The organism is Micromonospora sp. NPDC049301 (assembly GCF_040678715.1).
In the GTDB taxonomy this organism is placed as follows: Bacteria; Actinomycetota; Actinomycetes; order Mycobacteriales; family Micromonosporaceae; genus Micromonospora.
The window spans coordinates 756,144-776,186 of sequence record NZ_JBFAQO010000002.1; the positions used below are offsets into that span (position 1 = coordinate 756,144).

The following is a 20,043-nucleotide window of genomic DNA, read 5'->3' on the forward strand; positions in this document are numbered from 1 at the left end:
CGGTTGGCTAGCGGACCACCACCGTGATGGTGTGCGTCCGGTCGTCCTGCGGGATCCGGACGGCGACGGTGCCAGGGCGGACGAACCGGATGTCCACCACCCCGGCCTCGTACTGCTGCGAGACCAGTTCCGGACGGTCCACGGTGACCAGACCGGGGCCGATGCCCTGGATCCGTAGCACCGCGCCGGTGGCGAAGCAGAGCGAACGCAGCAGCTCAAGTTCGGTCTCGGCCAGCGGCAGGTCGTAGCGGACCGCTCCCTGGCAGGCCGTGGTCGGTCCCGTCGACGACGGGGCCGGCCGGGACGGCGTACCCCTGGTCCTGGTCGGTGCGGGCGGTGCGGGGGCCGGACGCCCGGTGGTCGGTGGCACCCGGGACGGCGACACGGTGGCGGTGGGTGTCGCGCTCGGCGTCGCCGTCGCGGCGGGCGTGCCGGGCGGCTGGACGGGCAGCGGCGACACCGGCTCGCCGCCGCAACGGGCGACCGAGACGGTCAGGGCGAGGGCGGCGGCCAGGGTGGCTGTGAGTCGGCGGATCGGGGCGCGGCACATGCGGTCAGCCCGAATGCTCGCCGAGCCGTTGCCGGACCTCCCGCCGGGCGAGGTGCAGCCGGGACTTCACCGTGCCCTCCGGCACCTCCAGCAGGGTGGCGATCTCCGGGTAGCTCAGCCCGAGGACGTCCCGCAACGTCACCACCTCCGCGAGGTCGGGTCGCACCGCGTCGAGCGCGTCGAGCAGGTCCAGTCGGGTGCCGGCGACCACGCTGGTCCGCCGTGGGTCGGCCCGGTCGGGCAGCGGCACGTCGCCCGCCTCCAGCATCCAGCGCCGGCGCAGGCTGCGGTAGGTGGACCGGGCCCGGTTGGCGCTCAGCCGGTGCAGCCAGGTGCGGAACGCGGAGCGGCCCTCGAACCGGCTGACGCCGCGCGCCACGGCCAGCAGCGTGTCCTGGCAGGCCTCCTCGGCGTCCTCCCGGTTGGGCAGGAACCGGGCGCACAGCCGCAGCACCTCCGGGCGCACCGCGACCAGCAGGGCGTCCAGCGCCGCCGTGTCGCCGTGCGCGGCGGACCGGGCCAGGGCGTCGATGTCGTCGTCGAGGGGCATGCCGGGTGTCCAATGCTCGGCGGTGCCGTTCTCCGAGCGTACGGCCCGCTGTCGCCGGTCGGCGCGATCGAGTCTGGCAGCCGACTCGGGCCGCCGGCACGCTACTCGAAGCGGGACGGGTCCCCGGCGCCCCGGCGCAGGATCTCCGGCTCGGGGCCGGACAGGTCGACCACCGTCGTCGGTTCCTTGCCGCAGTCGCCCGCGTCGACCACCGCGTCGAGCAGGTGGTCGAGCCGCTCCTTGATCTCCCACCCCTGGGTCATCGGCTCGTCCTCGCCGGGCAGGGCCAGGGTGCTCGACACCAGCGGCTCGCCCAGCTCGGCCAGCAGCGCCTGGGTCACGGTGTGCCGGGGCACCCGGACGCCGACGGTGCGCTTCTTCGGGTGCAACATCCGGCGCGGCACCTCACGGGTGGCGGGCAGGATGAACGTGTAGCTGCCCGGGGTGGACGCCTTCACCAGGCGGAAGATCGAGTTGCTGACGTGGACGAACTGGCCGAGCTGGGCGAAGTCGCGGCACACCAGGGTGAAGTGGTGCCGATCGTCGAGGCGACGGATCTCCCGGATCCGGTCCAGGCCCTGCCGGTCGCCCAGCCGGCAGCCGAGCGCGAAGCACGAGTCGGTCGGATAGGCGACCAGGCCGCCGTCGCGGATCAGGTCAGCGACCTGGCGGATGACCCGGGGCTGCGGGTTCTCCGGGTGGACGTCGTAGTACCTCGCCATCCTCCGAGCCTAGGCGCATCGGCGTGCGCGGGGGAGACGAGGGCCACCCTCGGCGCGGACGGTGGAGCCGCCGAGATCACCTCGGTAGGGTAGGTCCCGGTCGGGTCCGACCACCAAGATCCACACCGCCGGGGGGCGCCACGCATGGCTGATTCGTTCGCGCATCTGCACGTGCACACCGAGTACTCGATGCTCGACGGGGCGGCCCGGCTCAAGGACCTGTTCGCCGAGGCCAACCGGCTCGGCATGCCGGCCGTGGCGATCACCGACCACGGCAACATGCACGGCGCGAACGACTTCTACAACCAGGCGATGGCCGCCGGGATCACCCCGATCCTGGGCGTCGAGGCGTACGTGGCGCCCGAGTCGCGCTACCACAAGGCGCGGGTCAAGTGGGGCCGGCCGGAGCAGAAGAGCGACGACATCTCGGGTAACGGCGCGATCACCCACAAGACCATGTGGGCGAGGAACGCGCAGGGCCTGAAGAACCTGTTCACCCTCAACTCGCGCGCGTCCATGGAGGGGCACTACGTCAAGTGGCCCCGGATGGACATGGAGCTGATCGCCGAGCACGCCGAGGGCATCATGGCCACCACCGGCTGCCCCTCCGGCGCGGTGCAGACCCGGCTGCGCCTGGGCCAGTTCGACGAGGCGCTCAAGGTCGCCGCCAGCTACCAGGACATCTTCGGCAAGGACAACTACTTCCTGGAGATCATGGATCACGGCCTCTCCATCGAGCGCCGGGTCCGCGACGGGCTCACCGAGATCGCCCGCAAGCTCGACATCCCGCCGGTCGTCACCAACGACTCGCACTACACGCACGAGGCGCAGGCCACCGCGCACGACGTGCTGCTCTGCGTGCAGACCGGCAGCAACATCGACGACCCCAACCGGTTCCGCTTCGAGGGCGGCGGCTACTTCATCAAGAGCGCCGACCAGATGCGCGCGGTCGACTCGTCCGAGCTGTGGCAGCAGGGCTGCCGCAACACCCTGCTGGTCGCCGAGAAGGTCGACCCGACCGGGATGTTCGAGTTCCACAACCTGATGCCACGCTTCCCGGTGCCGGAGGGGGAGACCGAGGAGTCCTGGTTCCGCAAGGAGACCTTCGCCGGGCTGGCCCGCCGCTACCCGAACGGCATCCCGGAGGGGCACGTCGTCCAGGCCGAGTACGAGCTGGGCGTCATCAACCAGATGGGCTTCCCGTCCTACTTCCTCGTGGTCGCCGACTTCATCCAGTGGGCGAAGAACCAGGGCATCGCGGTGGGCCCGGGCCGTGGTTCGGCCGCCGGCTCGCTCGTCGCGTACGCACTGGGCATCACCGACCTGGACCCGATCCCGCACGGGCTGATCTTCGAGCGGTTCCTCAACCCCGAGCGCGTCTCGATGCCGGATGTCGACATCGACTTCGACGAGCGCCGGCGCGGCGAGGTGATCAAGTACGTCACCGACAAATGGGGCGAGGACAAGGTCGCCCAGATCGCGACCTTCGGCACGATCAAGGCGAAGGCCGCGATCAAGGACTCGGCCCGGGTGCTCGGCTTCCCGTACGCGGTCGGCGACCGGATCACCAAGGCCATGCCGCCGGCCGTGATGGGCAAGGACATCCCGCTCACCGGCATCTTCGACCCGAAGCACCCCCGCTACGCCGAGGCCGGCGAGATCCGTGGCCTGTACGAGTCCGACCCGGACGTGCGCAAGGTGATCGACACGGCCAAGGGCATCGAGGGGCTGATCCGGCAGACCGGCGTGCACGCCGCCGGCGTCATCATGTCCGCCGAACCGATCATCGAGCACATCCCGTTGATGCGCCGCGACGCCGACGGGGCGATCATCACGCAGTTCGACTACCCGACCTGCGAGTCGCTCGGGCTGCTGAAGATGGACTTCCTCGGCCTGCGCAACCTGACGATCATCGACGACGCGGTCAAGAACATCGAGCTCAACCACGGCAAGAAGCTCGACCTGCTGGCCCTGCCACTGGACGACCCGGCCGCCTACGAGCTGCTGGCCCGCGGTGACACCCTCGGCGTGTTCCAGCTCGACGGTGGGCCGATGCGTTCGCTGCTGCGGTTGATGAAGCCGGACAACTTCGAGGACATCTCCGCCGTCCTGGCGCTGTACCGGCCCGGCCCGATGGGCGTCGACTCGCACACCAACTACGCGCTGCGCAAGAACGGCCTCCAGGAGATCACCCCGATCCACCCGGAGCTGGAGGAGCCGCTGCGGGAGATCCTGGCCCCCACCCACGGCCTGATCGTCTACCAGGAGCAGGTGCAGCGGGCGGCGCAGATCCTCGCCGGCTACACCCTCGGCCAGGCGGACCTGCTGCGCCGGGCGATGGGCAAGAAGAAGAAGGAGATCCTCGACAAGGAGTTCATCCCGTTCCGGGACGGCTGCCGCGAGCGCGGCTACTCCGACGAGGCGATCCAGGCAGTCTGGGACGTCCTGGTGCCGTTCGCCGGGTACGCCTTCAACAAGGCGCACTCCGCCGCGTACGGCCTGGTCTCCTACTGGACCGCGTACCTCAAGGCGCACTACCCCGCCGAGTACATGGCCGGTCTGCTCACTTCGGTCGGTGACGACAAGGACAAGATGGCCCTCTATCTGTCCGAGTGTCGCCGGATGCGCATCCAGGTGCTGCCACCGGACGTGAACACCTCGGCCGGGCCGTTCACCCCGGTCGGCACGGACATCCGCTTCGGCCTGGCCGCGGTGCGCAACGTCGGCGCGAACGTGGTCGCCTCGATCATGCGCTGCCGGCAGGAGAAGGGCGACTACACCGACTTCTACGACTTCCTGTCCAAGGTGGACGCGGTGGTCTGCAACAAGAAGACGATCGAATCGCTGATCAAGGCGGGCGCCTTCGACTCGATGGAGCACCCCCGCAAGGGCCTGCTCGCGGTGCACGCCGACGCCATCGACGCGTACGCCGACGTCAAGCGCAAGGAGGCGGTCGGCCAGTACGACCTCTTCGGCGCGGGCTTCGGTGACACCGACGCCGGCAGCACGACCGTGATGCCGGTCATCGGTGACAGCGAGTGGGAGAAGCGGGACAAGCTGGCCTTCGAGCGCGAGATGCTCGGCCTGTACGTCTCCGACCACCCGCTGTTCGGCCTGGAGCACATCCTCGGCGCGGCGGCCGACACCACCATCGCCTCCCTCGCCGAGGACGGCGCGGTGCCCGACGGGGCGGTGGTCACCCTCGCCGGCATCCTCTCCGGCGTGCAGCGCCGGGTCACCAAGCAGGGCCGCGCCTGGGCGTCGGCCACCCTGGAGGACCTGGCCGGTGGGGTGGAGACGCTGTTCTTCCCCAACACCTACGAGGTGATCGGGCAGTACATCGCCGAGGATGCCATCGTGGTGGTCAAGGGGCGGGTGGACCGCCGCGACGACACCCCACGGATCATGGCGATGGACATGTCCATGCCGGACGTCAGCACCAGCGCCAGCAACAAGCCGGTCACCCTGACCATCCCGGTGCACCGGTGCACGCCGCCGCTGGTGGAACGGCTCAAGGAGACCCTGGTGCTGCACCCCGGCGACACCGAGGTGCACGTCAAGCTGCTCAACGGCGGCCGGACCACCACCCTGCGGCTGGGCCCGTTCCGGGTGGCGGCCACCACCGCGCTGATGGGTGACCTGAAGAGCGTCCTCGGCCCGGCCAACGTGAGCTGACCGGGCCGCGGGACGCCGCCGGGCTCAGCCCCGGTCGGGGGCCGCGATCTCCCGCAGGTGGCCGTCGGCCAGCCGCAGCCAGCGCTGCACGCCGATCTCGGCGAGGAACCGCTCGTCGTGGCTGACCACCACGAACGCGCCCTGGTACGCGCTCAGCGCGCTCTCCAGCTGGGCGACGCTGACCAGGTCCAGGTTGTTCGTCGGTTCGTCGAGCAGCAGCAGTTGCGGCGCCGGTTCGGCGCAGAGCACACACGCCAGGGTGGCGCGTAGCCGTTCGCCGCCGGAGAGCACCCCGACGGGCAGGTTCACCCGGGCACCCCGGAACAGGAACCGGGCCAGCAGGTTCATCCGCTTGGCGTCCGGCAGGCTCGGCGCGTACGCGGCGAAGTTCTCCGCCACCGTGCGGTCGAGGTCCAGCAGGTCCAGCCGCTGCGACAGGTACGCGATCCGCCCGTCGGCCCGTTTGATCTCGCCGCCGGCCGGTTCGAGGTCACCGTTGACGAGCCGCAGCAGCGTCGACTTGCCGACGCCGTTCGCCCCGGTCAGCGCGATCCGCTCCGGCCCCCGGATCACCAGGTCGGCGCCGTCGCCGCCGAACAGCTCCCGGTCGTCGAAGCGGGCCCGCATCCCGGTGCCGGAGAAGACCGTGCGCCCGCCCGGGACGGTGGTGTCCGGAAGGTCCACGGTGATCCGGTCCTCCTCGCGTACCGCCCGGCCGGCCTCGTCGAGGCGCGCCTGAGCCTGACCGACCCGGTTGGAGTGGGTCTCCTGCGCCCGGCCCGCCGACTCCTGCGCGCTGCGCTTCAGCCCACCGGCGACGATCCGGGCCAGACCGGCGTTCTTCAGGTTCTTGGAAGCGTTGCTGGCCCGCCTATCGGCCCGCTCGCGGGCCTGCTGCATCTCCCGCTTCTCCCGCTTGACCTCCTGCTCGGCGTTGCGCAGGTTGCTCTCGGCCACCTCCCGTGCCGCCTGCACCGCCTCGATGTACGCGGTGAAGTTGCCCCCGTACCAGCGGATCTCGCCGCGGTCCAGCTCGGCGATGCGGTCCATCCGGTCCAGCAGCTCCCGGTCGTGGCTGACCAGCAGCAGGCAGCCCGTCCACTCGGACAGCACGTCGTAGAGCTTGTGCCGGGCCTCCAGGTCGAGGTTGTTGGTCGGCTCGTCGAGCAGCAGCACGTCGGGGCGCCGGAGCAGCTGCGCCGCCAGGCCGAGGGAGACCACCTGACCGCCGCTGAGGGTGTGCAGCCGCCGGTCGAGCGACAGCTCGCCCAGGCCGAGGCGGTCCAGCTCGGCGCGGGTGCGCTCCTCGATGTCCCAGTCGTCGCCGATGATGGCGAAGTGCTGCTCGCTGGCGTCGCCGGCCTCGATGGCGTGCAGCGCCGCGATCCGCTCGGCGACGCCCAGCACCTGGGCCACGGTCAGGTCGCCCACCAGCGGCAACGTCTGCGGGAGATAGCCGAGCACCCCGTCGACGGTGACGCTGCCGCCGCCGGGGCGCAGCTCCCCGGCGATCAGCCGCAGCAGGGTGCTCTTGCCGGCGCCGTTGGGCGCGACCAGACCGGTGCGGCCACCGGGGACGGTGAAGGACAGCTCCGAGAAGACCGGGGTGTCGTCCGGCCAGGAGAAGGACAGGTTCGAGCAGACGATGAACGCATCAGACATGCGAGTGACCTCAGGGGGTGGGTCGGGCGAGCCGGAGCCGCCCGGGACGAAACGGGGACCGGTGGAACGACGGCATGGCCACGGCGGCTGCGCTGACGCGCGCCGAACGGTGGCCTGAGACATCCGGTATCACCCGGAGATGTCGTCGTCACCCGCCATGTCTGGTCTCCTCGTCAACCGCTGACCCAACTCCGCCGAGTCTAACAACGGATCTTCCGCCCGCCACCGGGTTCCCTGCGGTCGCCGCGGTGGACGGACGGGAAGCATTGCAACTCCGAACAAATGCTGCGGAGGCTAGGAGACGTCGAAGAGGCGTAGGCCGTCGTACTCAGCGAAGTCGGTGTAGTCCTTGCCGTTGAAGGTCGCCAGCGGTAGCCGGTCGACCAGGCAGCACGCCGCAATCCACGAGTCGTTCGTCGGCCGGGGCCGGCCTCGGTGCTGCGCCCGGGCCTGGAGCCGCCCCCAGGTCACCGCCACCGCTTCGTCGAAGGGAAGCAGCACGACCCCGGACCGCCACTGCGCCAGGTCATTCAGCTTGCGCGGCCCCCAGCTCCGCAGCACGGTCCACTTGGTCAGCTCCCCGAGCGTCACGAAGGTGATGCACAGTGTCTTACCGGCCAGACGGGCACCGAGATGGTCAGGTAGCCGCCCCCGGAGGATCGCCGATGCTACATCGATGTCCAGGACGACGAGGCTAATGCGGCGCCGGCCCGCCGAGAGGCGTACAGGTCGACGAGGAACGCATCCAACTCCTCGTCCGACTCGAACAGGTCCGGCCGCGCCAGGTCGTTCACGGAGGTGATCGGCCGCACGCCCTGACGACGCGCCAACTCGGCAGCCGGCACATGCTCGGCCGTCGGCCACTCGGGCACCTGCTCGGCGTTGCTCGTCACGGCTCACCTCCAACATGTCGGACCGTCTTCGATTCTCGCACTTCAAGCACCGGGACGCCGCGCGTCGAGGCCGCTTGTCGTGGCGGCGGCCCCGAAGATTTGGCGCATGCTCAGCGGGGCCGGTACTCGACCTCCGGGCGGCCCGGAGTGCCGTAGCGGGGGTGGCGCGCGGCCCGGTCGACGGTCACCAGGTACTCCAGGTAGCGCCGGGCGGTCACCCGGGAGATTCCGGTCAGGGAGCTCACCTCGGTCGCGGAGAGCCCCACCTGCGCGCCGGTCCCGTCGGCCAGCGCGGCGCGTACCCGATTGAGGGTCTCGGCGTCGAGGCCCTTGGGCAGGCTGTGCCCGGCCGTGCCGCGCAGGGTGGCGAACATCCGGTCCACCTCGTGCTGGGCGGCCACCTCACCGTCGGCGAGCGCCTGGGCGCGGTAGTCCGCGTACCGCTCCAGCTTGTCGCGGAACGCCGCGAAGGTGAACGGTTTGAGCAGGTAGTGGGTCACGCCGAGGGACACCGCGGTGCGCACCACGGCCAGGTCGCGCGCGGAGGTCACCGCCAGCACGTCAACGCTGCTGCCGGCCGCGCGCAACGCCCGGCAGACGTCCAGGCCGTGCGCGTCGGGCAGCCGAAAATCGAGGAGCACGAGGTCGACGTCGCCGCCGACGTTGGCGCGCAGCGCCGCCATCGCCGCCCGCGCGGTGTGCGCCACCCCGACCACCGCAAAACCGGGAACCCGTTCGGTGTACGCGGCGTGCGCCTCCGCCAGCAGCGGCTCGTCCTCGACGACCAGCACCCGGATGTCGGTCACCGGCGCACCCCGACCGGCAGCCGGACGGTGAACAGGCTGCCGCCGTCGTCCGAGCGGCCCACCTCGGAGCGGCCCCCGTGCCGGTGGATCACCTGCCCGATCAGGGCCAGGCCGAGGCCCCGGCCGGTGCTCTTGGTGGACCAGCCACGCCGGAACGCGTCGGCCACCCGGTCCGGGGCCAGCCCGGGGCCACTGTCGGCGACCCGCACCACCAGCTCGTCGTCGACCGCGCCGACGAAGACCCGCACGCGGCGGGGCGCCGGCGTACCGGCCACCGCCTCCAAAGCGTTGTCGATGAGGTTGCCGACGACGGTGAGCAGGTCGTTGGTCGGCAGTGGGCTGTCGTCGAGGCGGCAGTCCGGCTCGATCACCAGGTCCACCCCGCGCTCGCTGGCCTGCGCCGACTTGCCGAGCAGCAGCGCCGCCAGGGCCGGCTCGGTCACGGCGCCGACCACCCGGTCGGTGAGCTGCTGGGCGAGGGCCAGGTCCCGGGTGCCGAGCCGGACCGCCTCGTCCGCGCGGCCCAGCTCCACCAGGGTCAGCACGGTGTGCAGCCGGTTGGCCGACTCGTGGGTCTGCGCCTGCAACGCCTCGGTCAGCGCGCGCACCGAGTCCAACTCGCTGGCCAGCGTGCGCAGCTCGGTCTGGTCCCGCAGGGTCAGCACGGTGCCGAGCACGGCGCCCTCGAAGCGGGTGGTCCGCTGGTTGGCGACCAGCACCCGGTCACCGGCCAGGACGGGTTCGTCGAGGGCGTCCCGTCCGGAGCCGAGCAGCTCGGCCACCGCGGGCGGCAGGTCGATCCCGGCAACCGGCTGGTCGATCACCGGCGCGTCCGCGTCGAGCCCCAGCAGCCGGCGACCCTCGTCGTTGATGAGCGCCACCCGCCGGTCGGTGGTCAGCACCACGAGGCCCTCGCGCACCGAGTGCAGGACGGCGTCGTAGTACTCGTACATCCGGGTCATCTGGGCCGGCCCGAGGCCGTGCGTCTGCCGGCGCAAACGGCGGCTGAGCAGCCAGGAGCCGGTCGCGGCGAGGGCCAGCGCCGGCGCGGCGACGCCCAGCAGCACCGGCAACTGGCCGAGCAGCTTGCGGTTGATCGCCGAGGTGGTGATGCCCACCGAGACCAGGCCGACGATCCGCCGCTGATCGTCGTACACCGGAACGACCGCGCGCACCGACTCGCCGAGCGTGCCGACGTTGGTGACGGTGAACGGCCGGCCGGCCAGCGCGGGCCCGATCTCCCCGACGAACGGCTGGCCGATCAGCTCCCGGGTGGGGTGCGAGAAGCGGGTGCGGTCGGGGGCCATCACGACCACGAAGTCGGTGCCCGTGGCCAGCCGGGTCGACTCGGCGTACGGCTGGAGTGCGGCGGCCGGGTCGGCGGTCGCGAGGGCCGCGCGGACGTCAGGGGAGCGGGCCACGGTCTGCGCCACCGCGAGCACCTCCTCCTGTGCCGCCTGCCGGGCGTCGCTGCGGGCCAGCCAGACGGCGCCCGCCGCGCCGGCCAGCACCAGCAGCGTCACCACCACCGCCTGGAGGGCGAAGAGTTGCCCCGCGATGCTCCACTGGCGTCGGGCCATCTCCACCACCTCCTCGTCACGGCGCTCTCGATGGTGCTTCCGCGGTGAACAGAATGACCGCAAGGCTGTCAACGGGTGAGACGCGCTTCACATTGTCGACATGGACACGACCGCATCCACCACCACACCGGCACCGCCGGTCCGTCGGGACCGTACCCGTTACCTCTACCTGGCCGTCATCGTCGCCGTGCTCGCCGGCATCGTCGTCGGCCTGGTCGCACCTGATTTCGGCAAGGAACTCAAGCCGATCGGCACCGGCTTCGTCAACCTGATCAAGATGATGATCAGCCCGGTCATCTTCTGCACCATCGTGCTGGGCGTCGGCTCCGTCCGGCAGGCCGCGAAGGTCGGCAAGGTCGGCGGGCTCGCCCTCGGCTACTTCCTGACCATGTCGACCGTCGCGCTCGCCATCGGCCTGGTCGTCGGCAACGTCATCCACCCCGGCTCCGGCCTGAACCTGGGTCAGGACCTCGCCGGTGCCGGCAAGGCCGCCGCCGGCGACGAGGCCGGCGGGACGGCGGACTTCCTGCTCGGGATCATCCCGACCACGCTGCTCTCCGCGCTCACCGAGGGGGAGGTCCTCCAGACGCTGCTGGTCGCGCTGCTGGTCGGCTTCGCCGTGCAGGCCATGGGCCGGCGCGGTGAGCCGGTGCTGAACGCCATCGGCATCATCCAGCGTGTGGTCTTCAAGGTGCTCGCCATGATCATGTGGCTGGCGCCGATCGGCGCGTTCGGTGCCATGGCCGCCGTGGTCGGCGCGACCGGCGTCGACGCGCTCAAGAGCCTGGCGCAGATCATGGTCGGCTTCTACCTGACCTGCCTGATCTTCGTGCTGGTGGTGCTCGGCGCGCTGCTCTGGGCCGTGGCCCGAATCTCGATCTTCTCGCTGCTGCGCTACCTCGGCCGGGAGTTCCTGCTGATCCTGTCGACCTCGTCGTCGGAGTCGGCCCTCCCGCGCCTGATCGCCAAGATGGAGCACTTTGGGGTGAGCAAGCCGGTCGTGGGCATCACGGTGCCGACCGGGTACTCCTTCAACCTGGACGGCACGGCCATCTACCTGACGATGGCGTCGCTGTTCATCGCGGACGCCCTGGGCAAGCCGCTGTCGATCGGCGAGCAGGTGTCGCTGCTGCTCTTCATGATCATTGCGTCGAAGGGCGCCGCGGGGGTCACCGGCGCTGGGCTGGCCACGCTGGCTGGTGGGCTTCAGTCGCACCGGCCGGACCTGGTCGACGGGGTTGGGCTGATCGTCGGCATCGACCGGTTCATGTCGGAGGCCCGGGCGTTGACGAACTTCGCCGGTAACGCGGTCGCGACGGTGCTGGTGGGGACGTGGACCGGGGAGTTCGACCGGGACCGGGCGGCCGGGGTGCTGCGCGGCGACGACCCGTTCGACGAGGCGACGATGCTCGACGAGCACGACGACGAGGACGAGTCGGCGAGTCGGCGGCCTGCCGACGAACCGGCGACGCCGGCCGGCGTGCCAGCCTGACCTCGCTCAGGAGACATCCCGGGGTCCCGCCGGCTCAACGGCTGCGGGACCCCGGGTTCACAACCGATGCGGGCCACCGAACGAGGCTGGCGCAGTGAGTCGATACTGAGTCGATGACGGACGAGCAGCCGACGGAGCTGACCCGGTGGACCATCCACGGTGAGCGAATCGTCGACGACACTCGACGTGCGCGGCTGAGCATTGCCGAGGTGGAGTTGCCTGACGGCGTGCGGTTCGAGCAGTACGTGATCCGGGCACCGCGATCGGCCATGGTCGCGGTCCTCGACGACCGGCAGCGCCTGCTGCTCATGCGGCGGCACCGGTTCGTGTTCGACCGGTGGGTGTGGGAGTTGCCCGGCGGCTATGTCGACGGCGATGAGCAGCCCGAGGTGTGTGCCGTGCGCGAAGTGGAGGAGGAGACCGGGTGGCGTCCGCACCAGGTCGAGCCGCTCCTGTCGTTCCAACCTTGGGTGGGCACCGCGGAGGCAGAGAACCTCCTCTTCCTCTCCCGCCAGGCGGAATACACGGGTGGTCCGGTCGACGTGAACGAAGCCGAGCGGGTGGCCTGGATCCCGCTGACCGAGGCGCGGGAACTCGTGGCGCAAGGCGAGATCGTCGGTGCCGGCACAGTGATCGCGGTGCTGGAGTTGGTCGCCCGACACGCACGCGGGGAGTTGTAGGCGTCAGCGACGGGCGCCGAGCACCGCATCGACCCGGCGGATGAACTGTTGGACCGTCGGTCTCCGCCGGTAAGGGACGAGTTCGGCTTGCAGGTCGCGCACGTAGCGGGCGGCCCTGGCAGATTGGAGCCGTGAGGTCAGGGTCAATGCTTCCGCCCCGACGACGCAAGCCCGCTCCGGTTCTCCTTGCTGCGCCTGCGCCGTGGCGAGAAGGGCGAGGTTGAAGGCCTTGCCACGGACGTACTGCTCGTCCATCCGGAGGGACCGGGCAGCGAAGCGTTCGGCCTGGGCCGGCTTGCCGAGCGCTCGGAAGCAGTGGCCGAACTTGGCCGACAGGTACGCCTCATCGAAGTACCCGAGCCACTGGGGAGCGCTGGTGCGGTCAGCCCGGTCGAGGGTCTTCTCCGCTTGATGGAGAGCGGCGCTGCACGCCCGTTCGTCCTTGACCGTGGCATGCCCGTGAGCCTCCATGACGGACGCCTCCGCCGTCAGGACGGGGAGCCCGGCCCGTTGCGCTGCCTGCCCGGCGGCGCGGGCGAGGTCAATGCCGGTGACGCCGTGTCCGAGGTAGGTGGCCTGGTGACTCATGGCGGCCAGGATCTCTGCGCCCAGACCTGCATCGCCGGCAGCCCGGGCCAAGTCCAGGGCGCGGGTCAGGTACAGCTGGGCGATCCCGTGATCGGCGACGTCGTACGCTTGCCAGCCGACGAGCTGGGTCAGCTCGGCGACGGCGCTGAGGAGATTCCGCCCCGTCGACGTCTCGTAGCGGCCGTTCTCCAGCAGCGGCGTCACCTCCTGATGGAGGTAACGAGCGACGGCGGCGCGGGCGTGGCCGCCCCCGTACTGGTTGTCGAGCCGGCGATAGGTCGCGGTCATCTCGCGGATGGTTCCGATGTCGGGTTGCCCGACGGTTCGAGAGCCGGCTTGTTCAACGGTCCGCGCGGCAGGTGCGGTGAACCAGCGCAGGGCCGGCAGGGTGTAGCCGGCCGAGCTGAAGGCCATCTGCCGGATCAGGTCTCGACGGTTCACATCGCCTTCCCACAACTGTGCTGCCACCCGGACGTCCTCGCGCCAGGATCGGTTGACCGGCACGTCACTTTGCCGCTGTGCAGGTGGCGAAGCCATGTCGAGGTGACATGAACGATCCTGCGGTGCCAGGCCGAGCGTCATCCGCGCGTCGTCCGGCATCCGGCAGCCGTCGGCGATGCGCTCCAGCACCTCAATGGAGGTCACTTTTCGGCCCGCCATCACCCGGCTGACGTATCCCTGCTCCAAGCCAACCGCCGCACCGATCCGGGTCTGGCTCGCACCGGTCAGTTGGCCGAGGCGTCGGAACAGCGCGCCGACGTCACGTCGGCTCAGGGCGTCGCGTACGGCGGAGTCGGACCACGCGACGTCCGGAATGCGGAGCGGATCGAGCAGCACAGCGGCTCCCAGCGTCGCGGACTGACTACCCAAGGTGCTCGCTTCGCAGCCTAGGGTCGAAATGTGCGCAGGTCGAGACGGGCCATGTCACCGTGACATGACTCCGGGACATGGCCGGCGACCGGCAGCCGGCGGGACAGTCCCGACATGCTTCCCACCGTCCGGACTCCTGACTACAGGGGCACTGCCGTTCGTCTCGCACCCGCCCGGGTGACCCGGTGGTGAAGATCATCCGGGGAGAGCTGGCGCGCCGAGTCACTTATGACGAATACCTGCTCGCAGTTGCGGTGACCTTGGCACGTCGACATCGAGCCGTCTGGTCATGGCGGAAGTGGCGCCGTGTCTGCCGGTGCGGCGCTGACTTGCCGTGCCGGGCACGGCACCGCACTCCCATCAAAAGAGATCACTGGCCGTGCTGACCGTCCATGATCCGGTGCTGCCCATCTGGACTTGTGCTGGCTGCGCTCGCCCGTGGCCTTGCCGCACGCGACAGGGCGAGTTGCGGACGGAGTTCGCCCGGGCCCCGGTGTCACTGGCTCTCTACATGGGCGCGCAACTGGCTCGGGCCTCGGAGGATCTCACCCATGTGCCGCCCGGATCGCTGCACCGACGCTTTCTCGGATGGGTGCGGTGAGCATCCTGCGGGCCGGCGACGAGAAGTTCCACTACAGCGACGGGTCGCACAAGTGGATCCCGCCTGATCCGGACTACGACCAGGAAGTTTGGGACGAGCAGGTACGCCAGCACAAGCACGCCCACCTCAGAAACGAGTGCCCGAAGGTGCGCGTCAAGCGCCTCGTCTGACCCGCCATCCGTCTGCTTGCGGGTTAGTGCTTCCTCCGTTTGGTGTTTGATCGACGTGCTCGCCCGCCCATGCGGGTTGTGATCTCGTTGAGCAGCTCTTGTGTTCGCTGCGTCCGATGATCCCGCGGTCCGAACAGCCGTCTTTCTGCTTCGAGCTTCGCCGTTACCTGTGCTCGTGCTGCCAGCACCGCCCCTCGCCCTAGCAGTAGGTGCGCCAGATGGCCGCGAGTCGTCAGGGTGTCGGGGTGGTCGGGGCCGAGGACGCGTAGCCGGTCGGTGAGTAGTTGCTCGTGCTGGGTGATGGCGGTGTTGTGGTCGCCGGCTCGGCCCTTCCAGGTGGCGAGGTTGGCGCGGGTTGTGGCGCGCCTGGCGCTGGCGCATGCCCAAGCCGGCGACATTGACCAGGCATGTGCGGTGGCAGATCCGGTGGTGTCGGATATGCGTCTGCTTGACTCAGCCACGTGCGGTACGACCTGCGTCATCCCAGTCGAATCCTGCGGCGTTGGCGCAGTCAGCGGGCTATCGGTGAATTGATGCCATCGCTCGCCCAGGCACTTCGGTGGTAGGGCATTGACGCTGCCGTCAGGTGATCGGCCTAAATCGCCGATTGTGTCTGTCAAGGCGGCCAATGCCTCCGTCCAGCCGTGTCCTGTTGCCGGCCCGGTCGGCCGAGGGCAACGCGTTGCTTTTCGCCGGTGTCGGATGACACCCTGGCGGGGAAAGCCGGGGATCGCACGATGGTGGCAGCTTCGCTAGTGGCCGTATCATCGCCGACTCTTCAAGACATGGCTTCCCGCCGATCGATGTAGCTTGCGAGCATTCGCGGAAGGTTCGCCCATGAGCGGAATATTCATCAACTACCGGGTTGACGACGACGCCTCCGCCGCCGCGCTCGTGGACGAGAGGCTTCGCCAGGAGTTCGGTGGGGGCAAGGTCTTCCGGGACAGCCGGTCGCTGGTGCCGGGTCGGGACTTCGATCCCGAGTTGTGGCGCCAACTGAAGATGAGCACCGTGTTGCTCGCGCTGATTGGGCCGCGTTGGCTGACGCTGGGCGATGCCACCGGCAAGCGTCGGCTTGACCATCCGCACGACTACGTTCGGCGGGAGATTCGGCATGCGTTGAAGCGAGACATGGTGGTGATCCCGTTGTTGCTCAACGACACGCCCATGCCGCGCGCGGCGGAACTCCCACCGGACATCCGTCAGTTCAGCCGGCGGCAGTTCATGGAGCTGCGCGTCCGGAACGCCACAGTGGATCTGAATGGCCTCGTCGCGCAACTGGCGTTGGAGGTTCCCCGTCTCGGCGCGCCCCCGCAAAACGGGGCGAAGCGTCGGTGGTTAGAGCAGCCAGCGGCCGGCGGCATTGATGCGCGACACACGGCGGTGACCCTGCACGGAGACGGCCACAACATCTGCGGCGACATTATCGGCGGGGACAAATATGCCTGAGATGAGCGGCAGCGCCGGAGCAGACAGCCTCAGCGGCCATCAGGACACTGAGGCGAAGCCAGCGCCGGAGGCGCCGGCCGCCGACGGTGCGGAAAGCCTGGCCGCGACCCTGTCGGGGGTGCGGGCCGGAAACGGGTCGCGCTCCGCGTCCGATGACGTCGAGGGGGACGGCAGAGCGGGCGACGAGGACCGTACTCGCCGCCAGGAGGAGTTCCGGGCGACGCGGGCCGACGGGCTGGGCTCACTCGGGGTCCGGTCCAGTGCGGTCTTCATCACGGGAGACGGACACAGCTTCAGCGGCCAGATCAGCGGTGGCGACAGCGTCAAAGGTGGCGATGGCGGTGGCCTGGTGTTCACGTTGGTGTCCCGTCGCACTGTGGCCGAGATCGTGAGGGTGTACGTCCGTCCTGATGGCTACGACGAAATCCAGCGCGCCGGTGAGGAGGGATCCCTCATGCTGCTGAGCGTGTCACCCCGCTGGGGTGGGACCAGCACGGCGATACGGTTGCTCGCCGACCTCGGGCAGGTGCACGAGCTGCGGTTTAGCGGCGACCTCGCGGCGGTGCCGGTCGAGTCGCTGCCCGAGGGATGCGGCTTCATCCTGGACCGGATCAGTGTCCGTCAGCTGGCCACCCTGCGCGCACGGGACCTTCCCTCGCTGGAGGACCGGTTCCAGAAGCGGCACAGCAAACTCGTCGTCATCCTCGATGCTGATGCCCGAACGCCGGATCATGCGGTGGAGCGCGCCGTTCATCGGATCAGCACTCCTCCATCGGCCGCCCAGGTGCTGACCAGTCATCTGACCTACCTGCTTGGGTCCACCTCCGAGGCCAAATCGCTGTTGACGGAGCATGGGCTCGGCGATCAGCTGGCTACGGTGGAGCCAAATTCGTTCGACGCGTCGCAGCTGGTTGAGCTGGCCCGCGACCTGGCGGAGGCGGCGGCCGGCCGGGGCACGTTCGAGGAAGCTCTGGTCCGCTTTCAGGACCGCGCCCAGCGTGACGTCGAGGACTGGTACGACGAAATCGACGGACCCGACCAGCGGTCGATCGTCGTCGCGTTGTCCGTTCTGGATTCCATGACATATGACGCCGTGACACGTGCGGCAGCTCGCTTAGAACAGGCGTGGCGCGACGATGACGCGGGCGGTGGCGCTCTGCCAGCAAGGGCTCGCCGACCCCGAAGGGCGCGGCTACAGGCGGCTCGGGCGCGGATCACCAACGAGGCCCGGAACACCAGGTATGGGCGTGCCGAGTTGGAGATTGCCTCCTTTCTTGACAGCAGCTATCCCGAACGGCTGCTACGCCATATCTGGCACGAGCATGATTACGACCGCGACCTGGTGCTGGCCTGGTTGAACGGGCTGGCCTCGGACGTAGAGGGCCGGGTGCGGATCAGGTCGGCGATGGCCATCGGCTACCTCAGTCAATTCGCCTTCGACACCATTCGGCGCGACATCATCACGCCTTGGGCGCGCAGCGGCGACGGCGACGAACGAGAGCGAGCTGTGGCGGCTCTGTCACTGCCGGCTCGTCACCCGGACACGGCGGGCCGGGTCATCCGGATGGTCCTGGAGTGGTGTGAGCGGACCGGCCCACTGCGCCGTACGGCGGCACGGGCCCTGGGCTCCAGCGTCGGCGCCGTTCTTGCCACCGGTCCAGACGCTCGGCTAAGCGAGCTGGCCGAGAAGCCCGACGCCGTACTCCACGTCTGCATCGGCGACAGCCTGGCCGAACTGATGGCAGACGCCGACGGCGATCGGCAGATCGAGCTGCTTCGGCTGCTGGACAACTGGTCTGCTGAGCGCGCGGCCGGGCGTCAGGCAGCGGGTGTGACGGCCTTTCTGGAGGTAGCAGCCACTCTCTGGCGGGTCGTGCCAAGTCCCGACGGCGACACCCACTGGCCTTCGCTGCTCTGGATGGCGACCGAGGGCAGCTCGGACTCAGCTATCGCTCCGGCACGACCGATCATCGCCCGGCTGTGGAGCCGTGCGCTGGTTGCGCCGGGCAGTGATCAGGCCGTTCACCGAGTCTTCCGCCGCTGGGCGTTGAGCGCTGAGCGATCACCGCAGCTGCAACCGCACCTCGTCCGTCTACTGCTGGAAGCGGCCACCACGAAGCGGCAGGCGGGGTTGCTCGCGGCCCACGCCCGCCGATTGCGCGACCCCGAACCGCTGGCGCCGGATCTGGCCGCCAGATTGTTGGATGTGCTGAGTCAAAGGAGTCACGGGTGGTGAGCACGCATCCGGTGCTGAATCGGGAGGAACTCAGTAGGCTGCCGTTTCGGCGTCGGCCGGTTGCCCAGCCGGGCACGCAGCTGGTCTTTCAGAATGCTGATGGACAGCTCATTTCTCCTGGGCACCCGTACACGGCAGGGGACCTGTGGTGGCGGGGCCCGCGGGTGATGTATGTCGTTGACATCACCGCTCACGATGAATCCTTCATCGCTCAGTTGCCCTGCGACGGCGACACGCTGCATTTTGATGCTGCGGTGCGGTACTCCTGGCGGGTATCAGAACCAGCAACCGTCGTTAGGGAGAACGTGACCGAGCCCGCTGCGCGGTGCCAGGCATATCTGACCGATCGGCTGCGTTCGGTGACCCGACGGTTTGCCGGCCTGAAGTCCCAGGCGGCCGAGGAAGAGGCCCGCGCCCAGCTCTCATCTGGGTCTCTTGTGGTCGGCGGGGGCCTGCTCATCTCAGCGTTCCAGGTGGAGTTGAGCATCAACTCCGAGCAGAAGACGCTCGCTAAGGATCTGGAGATCGAGTCCCTCCGGCATCAGGTTGCGATGCTCAAGGAGAAGGGGCGGCAGGAGCTTGAGGGAATCAGTCAGGACGGCGAGCTCGTTCGGCACAAACAGCGGACGGAGCACTTCGCTGCGCTTCTCGCTGCTGGTCCTGCGGCCGTCGCTGCCATCATCGCCGCAGAGGATCCGCAGAAGGCCAGCGAGGCCGCGAACTTCATGGTCGCGCTGTACGAAAAGGACGAGCGGCTCGCCGTCGAGGCGCTGAAGGTGATTGCCGAGGGGAATCAGCTGCGGATCGGCGACCTCGATGACGCTGTCGCCGCCGTCGTGGACCGGTTCAAGGCCGTGGTCGGCCGGACGGACAGCCGACTCGGCGCGCAGAACGTACCGACCGCGCTGGGCGGGCCAGCCGCCATGATCGCCGACCAGCCTGCCCCCGCGCCCCGGTCGCCGGTGGAATCCTCCGAGACCGCAAAGGGGGACGGGTGAGAGTTCTTGATCTGCTCGCCGGCTGGATTCAGCGACTGCCGGTGTTGCCAGCGCAGGTGCGATCCGTCCTGTGGCTGCCGATACTCGCCCTCGTAGTGATCATCGGTCTACGGCTGTTGGTACGCCGGGCCTTGCCTTGGCTTGGTCGGCTGGCTACGGCAGGGCTCGGGTGGCTGGCGGTCATGCTCGGCGCCGTACTGCTTCTCCCCGACGTGTTGGTCTCGCTCGTCTACCGCCGAACCGGCAATCGTCCCCCCGCACTGATCTATGGGTATGGCGATGCCGTGGTCGAAGTTGCGCTCGGCCTTCGGCGGTGGGCGGCACTGGCGACGCCGGCGTCGCTACGCCTTGCTCGGGTGAATTTCGGCGTCGTCCTTCTGGTAGCTCTGGGCTGGTTGTGGCTGTGGAACCAAGGTTACTGTCCGGAAAACTCGACCGGCGGTTACTGCGTACGACCGGTCGAGATGTGGGTCGCTGCGGTAGAGGCGTCCTGACGCACCGTCAACGAGGCCAGGTTTCAG

Annotated in this window: 18 protein-coding genes; 8 read left to right on the forward strand and 10 right to left on the reverse strand. The window is 69.4% G+C overall.

The genetic code is table 11. The annotated features are described in order from the left end of the window. Nucleotides 1-7 precede the first annotated feature (7 nt). From AB0K07_RS09685 to AB0K07_RS09695, 3 genes are all read right to left on the reverse strand, one after another. Complete coding sequence (locus AB0K07_RS09685) at nucleotides 8-550, reverse strand: hypothetical protein (protein WP_363752595.1); 543 nt, start codon at nucleotides 548-550, stop codon at nucleotides 8-10. Between the two features lie 4 nt (nucleotides 551-554). Next, a complete protein-coding gene (locus AB0K07_RS09690; protein ID WP_363752596.1) occupies nucleotides 555-1,100 on the reverse strand; it encodes an RNA polymerase sigma factor in 546 nt (181 codons plus the stop codon). A 101-nt stretch (nucleotides 1,101-1,201) separates the two neighbouring features. After that, nucleotides 1,202-1,822: an L-threonylcarbamoyladenylate synthase gene (locus tag AB0K07_RS09695; RefSeq protein ID WP_363752598.1), complete on the reverse strand. Its 621-nt coding sequence runs from the start codon at nucleotides 1,820-1,822 to the stop codon at nucleotides 1,202-1,204. Nucleotides 1,823-1,966: 144 nt separating this feature from the next. Here AB0K07_RS09695 and dnaE point away from each other — a divergent pair, with 144 nt between their 5' ends. Beyond that, nucleotides 1,967-5,497, forward strand: a complete 3,531-nt coding sequence (dnaE, locus tag AB0K07_RS09700; RefSeq protein ID WP_363752600.1) for a DNA polymerase III subunit alpha — start codon at nucleotides 1,967-1,969, stop codon at nucleotides 5,495-5,497. Nucleotides 5,498-5,521: 24 nt separating this feature from the next. On the opposite strand, the gene abc-f is transcribed toward dnaE, so the two are convergent. The 5 genes from abc-f to AB0K07_RS09725 form a co-directional block, all read right to left on the reverse strand. Then, the gene (gene abc-f / locus AB0K07_RS09705; protein WP_363752603.1) at nucleotides 5,522-7,159 is read right to left on the reverse strand and encodes a ribosomal protection-like ABC-F family protein; all 1,638 of its coding nucleotides are present in this window, start codon (nucleotides 7,157-7,159) and stop codon (nucleotides 5,522-5,524) included. 294 nt (nucleotides 7,160-7,453) lie between these two features. Beyond that, nucleotides 7,454-7,858 carry a type II toxin-antitoxin system VapC family toxin gene (locus AB0K07_RS09710; protein WP_363752836.1) on the reverse strand — a complete coding sequence of 135 codons (405 nt, stop codon included), beginning with the start codon at nucleotides 7,856-7,858 and terminating at the stop codon, nucleotides 7,454-7,456. Further along, nucleotides 7,828-8,052 (reverse strand): hypothetical protein, encoded by a 225-nt coding sequence (locus AB0K07_RS09715; protein ID WP_363752606.1) that lies wholly within the window; start codon nucleotides 8,050-8,052, stop codon nucleotides 7,828-7,830. Before AB0K07_RS09715 ends, AB0K07_RS09710 begins: the two co-directional genes overlap by 31 nt. Nucleotides 8,053-8,162: 110 nt before the next feature. Further along, a complete protein-coding gene (locus AB0K07_RS09720; RefSeq protein ID WP_363752609.1) occupies nucleotides 8,163-8,858 on the reverse strand; it encodes a response regulator in 696 nt (231 codons plus the stop codon). After that, a complete protein-coding gene (locus AB0K07_RS09725) occupies nucleotides 8,855-10,438 on the reverse strand; it encodes a sensor histidine kinase (protein ID WP_363752611.1) in 1,584 nt (527 codons plus the stop codon). The genes AB0K07_RS09720 and AB0K07_RS09725 overlap by 4 nt, the downstream gene beginning before the upstream one ends. Before the next feature lie 100 nt (nucleotides 10,439-10,538). Between AB0K07_RS09725 and AB0K07_RS09730 the strand changes: the two genes are divergently transcribed. Then, on the forward strand, nucleotides 10,539-11,930 hold the full coding sequence (locus AB0K07_RS09730) for a cation:dicarboxylase symporter family transporter (RefSeq protein WP_363752614.1): 1,392 nt from the start codon (nucleotides 10,539-10,541) through the stop codon (nucleotides 11,928-11,930). Between the two features lie 113 nt (nucleotides 11,931-12,043). Continuing rightward, a complete protein-coding gene (locus AB0K07_RS09735) occupies nucleotides 12,044-12,610 on the forward strand; it encodes an NUDIX hydrolase (RefSeq protein ID WP_363752616.1) in 567 nt (188 codons plus the stop codon). Between the two features lie 3 nt (nucleotides 12,611-12,613). Here AB0K07_RS09735 and AB0K07_RS09740 read toward each other — a convergent pair whose 3' ends face one another. Beyond that, a complete protein-coding gene (locus AB0K07_RS09740; RefSeq protein ID WP_363752619.1) occupies nucleotides 12,614-14,035 on the reverse strand; it encodes a helix-turn-helix transcriptional regulator in 1,422 nt (473 codons plus the stop codon). Nucleotides 14,036-14,656: 621 nt separating this feature from the next. Here AB0K07_RS09740 and AB0K07_RS09745 point away from each other — a divergent pair. After that, nucleotides 14,657-14,839, forward strand: coding sequence for a hypothetical protein (locus AB0K07_RS09745; RefSeq protein ID WP_363752842.1), 183 nt, complete (start codon nucleotides 14,657-14,659; stop codon nucleotides 14,837-14,839). A gap of 23 nt (nucleotides 14,840-14,862) precedes the next feature. Here AB0K07_RS09745 and AB0K07_RS09750 read toward each other — a convergent pair whose 3' ends face one another. Then, entirely contained in the window at nucleotides 14,863-15,321 is a 459-nt protein-coding gene (locus AB0K07_RS09750; RefSeq protein ID WP_363752622.1) for a tetratricopeptide repeat protein, read from the reverse strand. A 355-nt stretch (nucleotides 15,322-15,676) separates the two neighbouring features. Between AB0K07_RS09750 and AB0K07_RS09755 the strand changes: the two genes are divergently transcribed. Genes AB0K07_RS09755 through AB0K07_RS09770 form a run of 4 tightly spaced genes read left to right on the forward strand, consistent with a single transcriptional unit; the run spans nucleotide 15,677 to nucleotide 20,016 of the window. Then, a complete protein-coding gene (locus AB0K07_RS09755; protein ID WP_363752625.1) occupies nucleotides 15,677-16,288 on the forward strand; it encodes a toll/interleukin-1 receptor domain-containing protein in 612 nt (203 codons plus the stop codon). Nucleotide 16,289: 1 nt separating this feature from the next. After that, complete coding sequence (locus AB0K07_RS09760; protein ID WP_363752628.1) at nucleotides 16,290-18,524, forward strand: hypothetical protein; 2,235 nt, start codon at nucleotides 16,290-16,292, stop codon at nucleotides 18,522-18,524. Further along, a complete protein-coding gene (locus AB0K07_RS09765; protein ID WP_363752630.1) occupies nucleotides 18,518-19,522 on the forward strand; it encodes a hypothetical protein in 1,005 nt (334 codons plus the stop codon). The genes AB0K07_RS09760 and AB0K07_RS09765 overlap by 7 nt, the downstream gene beginning before the upstream one ends. Next, the gene (locus AB0K07_RS09770; RefSeq protein WP_363752632.1) at nucleotides 19,519-20,016 is read left to right on the forward strand and encodes a hypothetical protein; all 498 of its coding nucleotides are present in this window, start codon (nucleotides 19,519-19,521) and stop codon (nucleotides 20,014-20,016) included. The genes AB0K07_RS09765 and AB0K07_RS09770 overlap by 4 nt, the downstream gene beginning before the upstream one ends. Nucleotides 20,017-20,043 lie beyond the last annotated feature (27 nt).

Coding starts and splice junctions, on each gene's coding strand:
- AB0K07_RS09685 (WP_363752595.1), bottom strand. CDS start 550: ATGTGCCGCGCCCCGATCCGCCGACTCACAGCCACCCTGGCCGCCGCC.
- AB0K07_RS09690 (WP_363752596.1), bottom strand. CDS start 1,100: ATGCCCCTCGACGACGACATCGACGCCCTGGCCCGGTCCGCCGCGCAC.
- AB0K07_RS09695 (WP_363752598.1), bottom strand. CDS start 1,822: ATGGCGAGGTACTACGACGTCCACCCGGAGAACCCGCAGCCCCGGGTC.
- dnaE (WP_363752600.1), top strand. CDS start 1,967: ATGGCTGATTCGTTCGCGCATCTGCACGTGCACACCGAGTACTCGATG.
- abc-f (WP_363752603.1), bottom strand. CDS start 7,159: ATGTCTGATGCGTTCATCGTCTGCTCGAACCTGTCCTTCTCCTGGCCG.
- AB0K07_RS09725 (WP_363752611.1), bottom strand. CDS start 10,438: ATGGCCCGACGCCAGTGGAGCATCGCGGGGCAACTCTTCGCCCTCCAG.
- AB0K07_RS09730 (WP_363752614.1), top strand. CDS start 10,539: ATGGACACGACCGCATCCACCACCACACCGGCACCGCCGGTCCGTCGG.
- AB0K07_RS09735 (WP_363752616.1), top strand. CDS start 12,044: ATGACGGACGAGCAGCCGACGGAGCTGACCCGGTGGACCATCCACGGT.
- AB0K07_RS09745 (WP_363752842.1), top strand. CDS start 14,657: ATGGGTGCGGTGAGCATCCTGCGGGCCGGCGACGAGAAGTTCCACTAC.
- AB0K07_RS09750 (WP_363752622.1), bottom strand. CDS start 15,321: ATGACGCAGGTCGTACCGCACGTGGCTGAGTCAAGCAGACGCATATCC.
- AB0K07_RS09755 (WP_363752625.1), top strand. CDS start 15,677: ATGAGCGGAATATTCATCAACTACCGGGTTGACGACGACGCCTCCGCC.
- AB0K07_RS09760 (WP_363752628.1), top strand. CDS start 16,290: ATGAGCGGCAGCGCCGGAGCAGACAGCCTCAGCGGCCATCAGGACACT.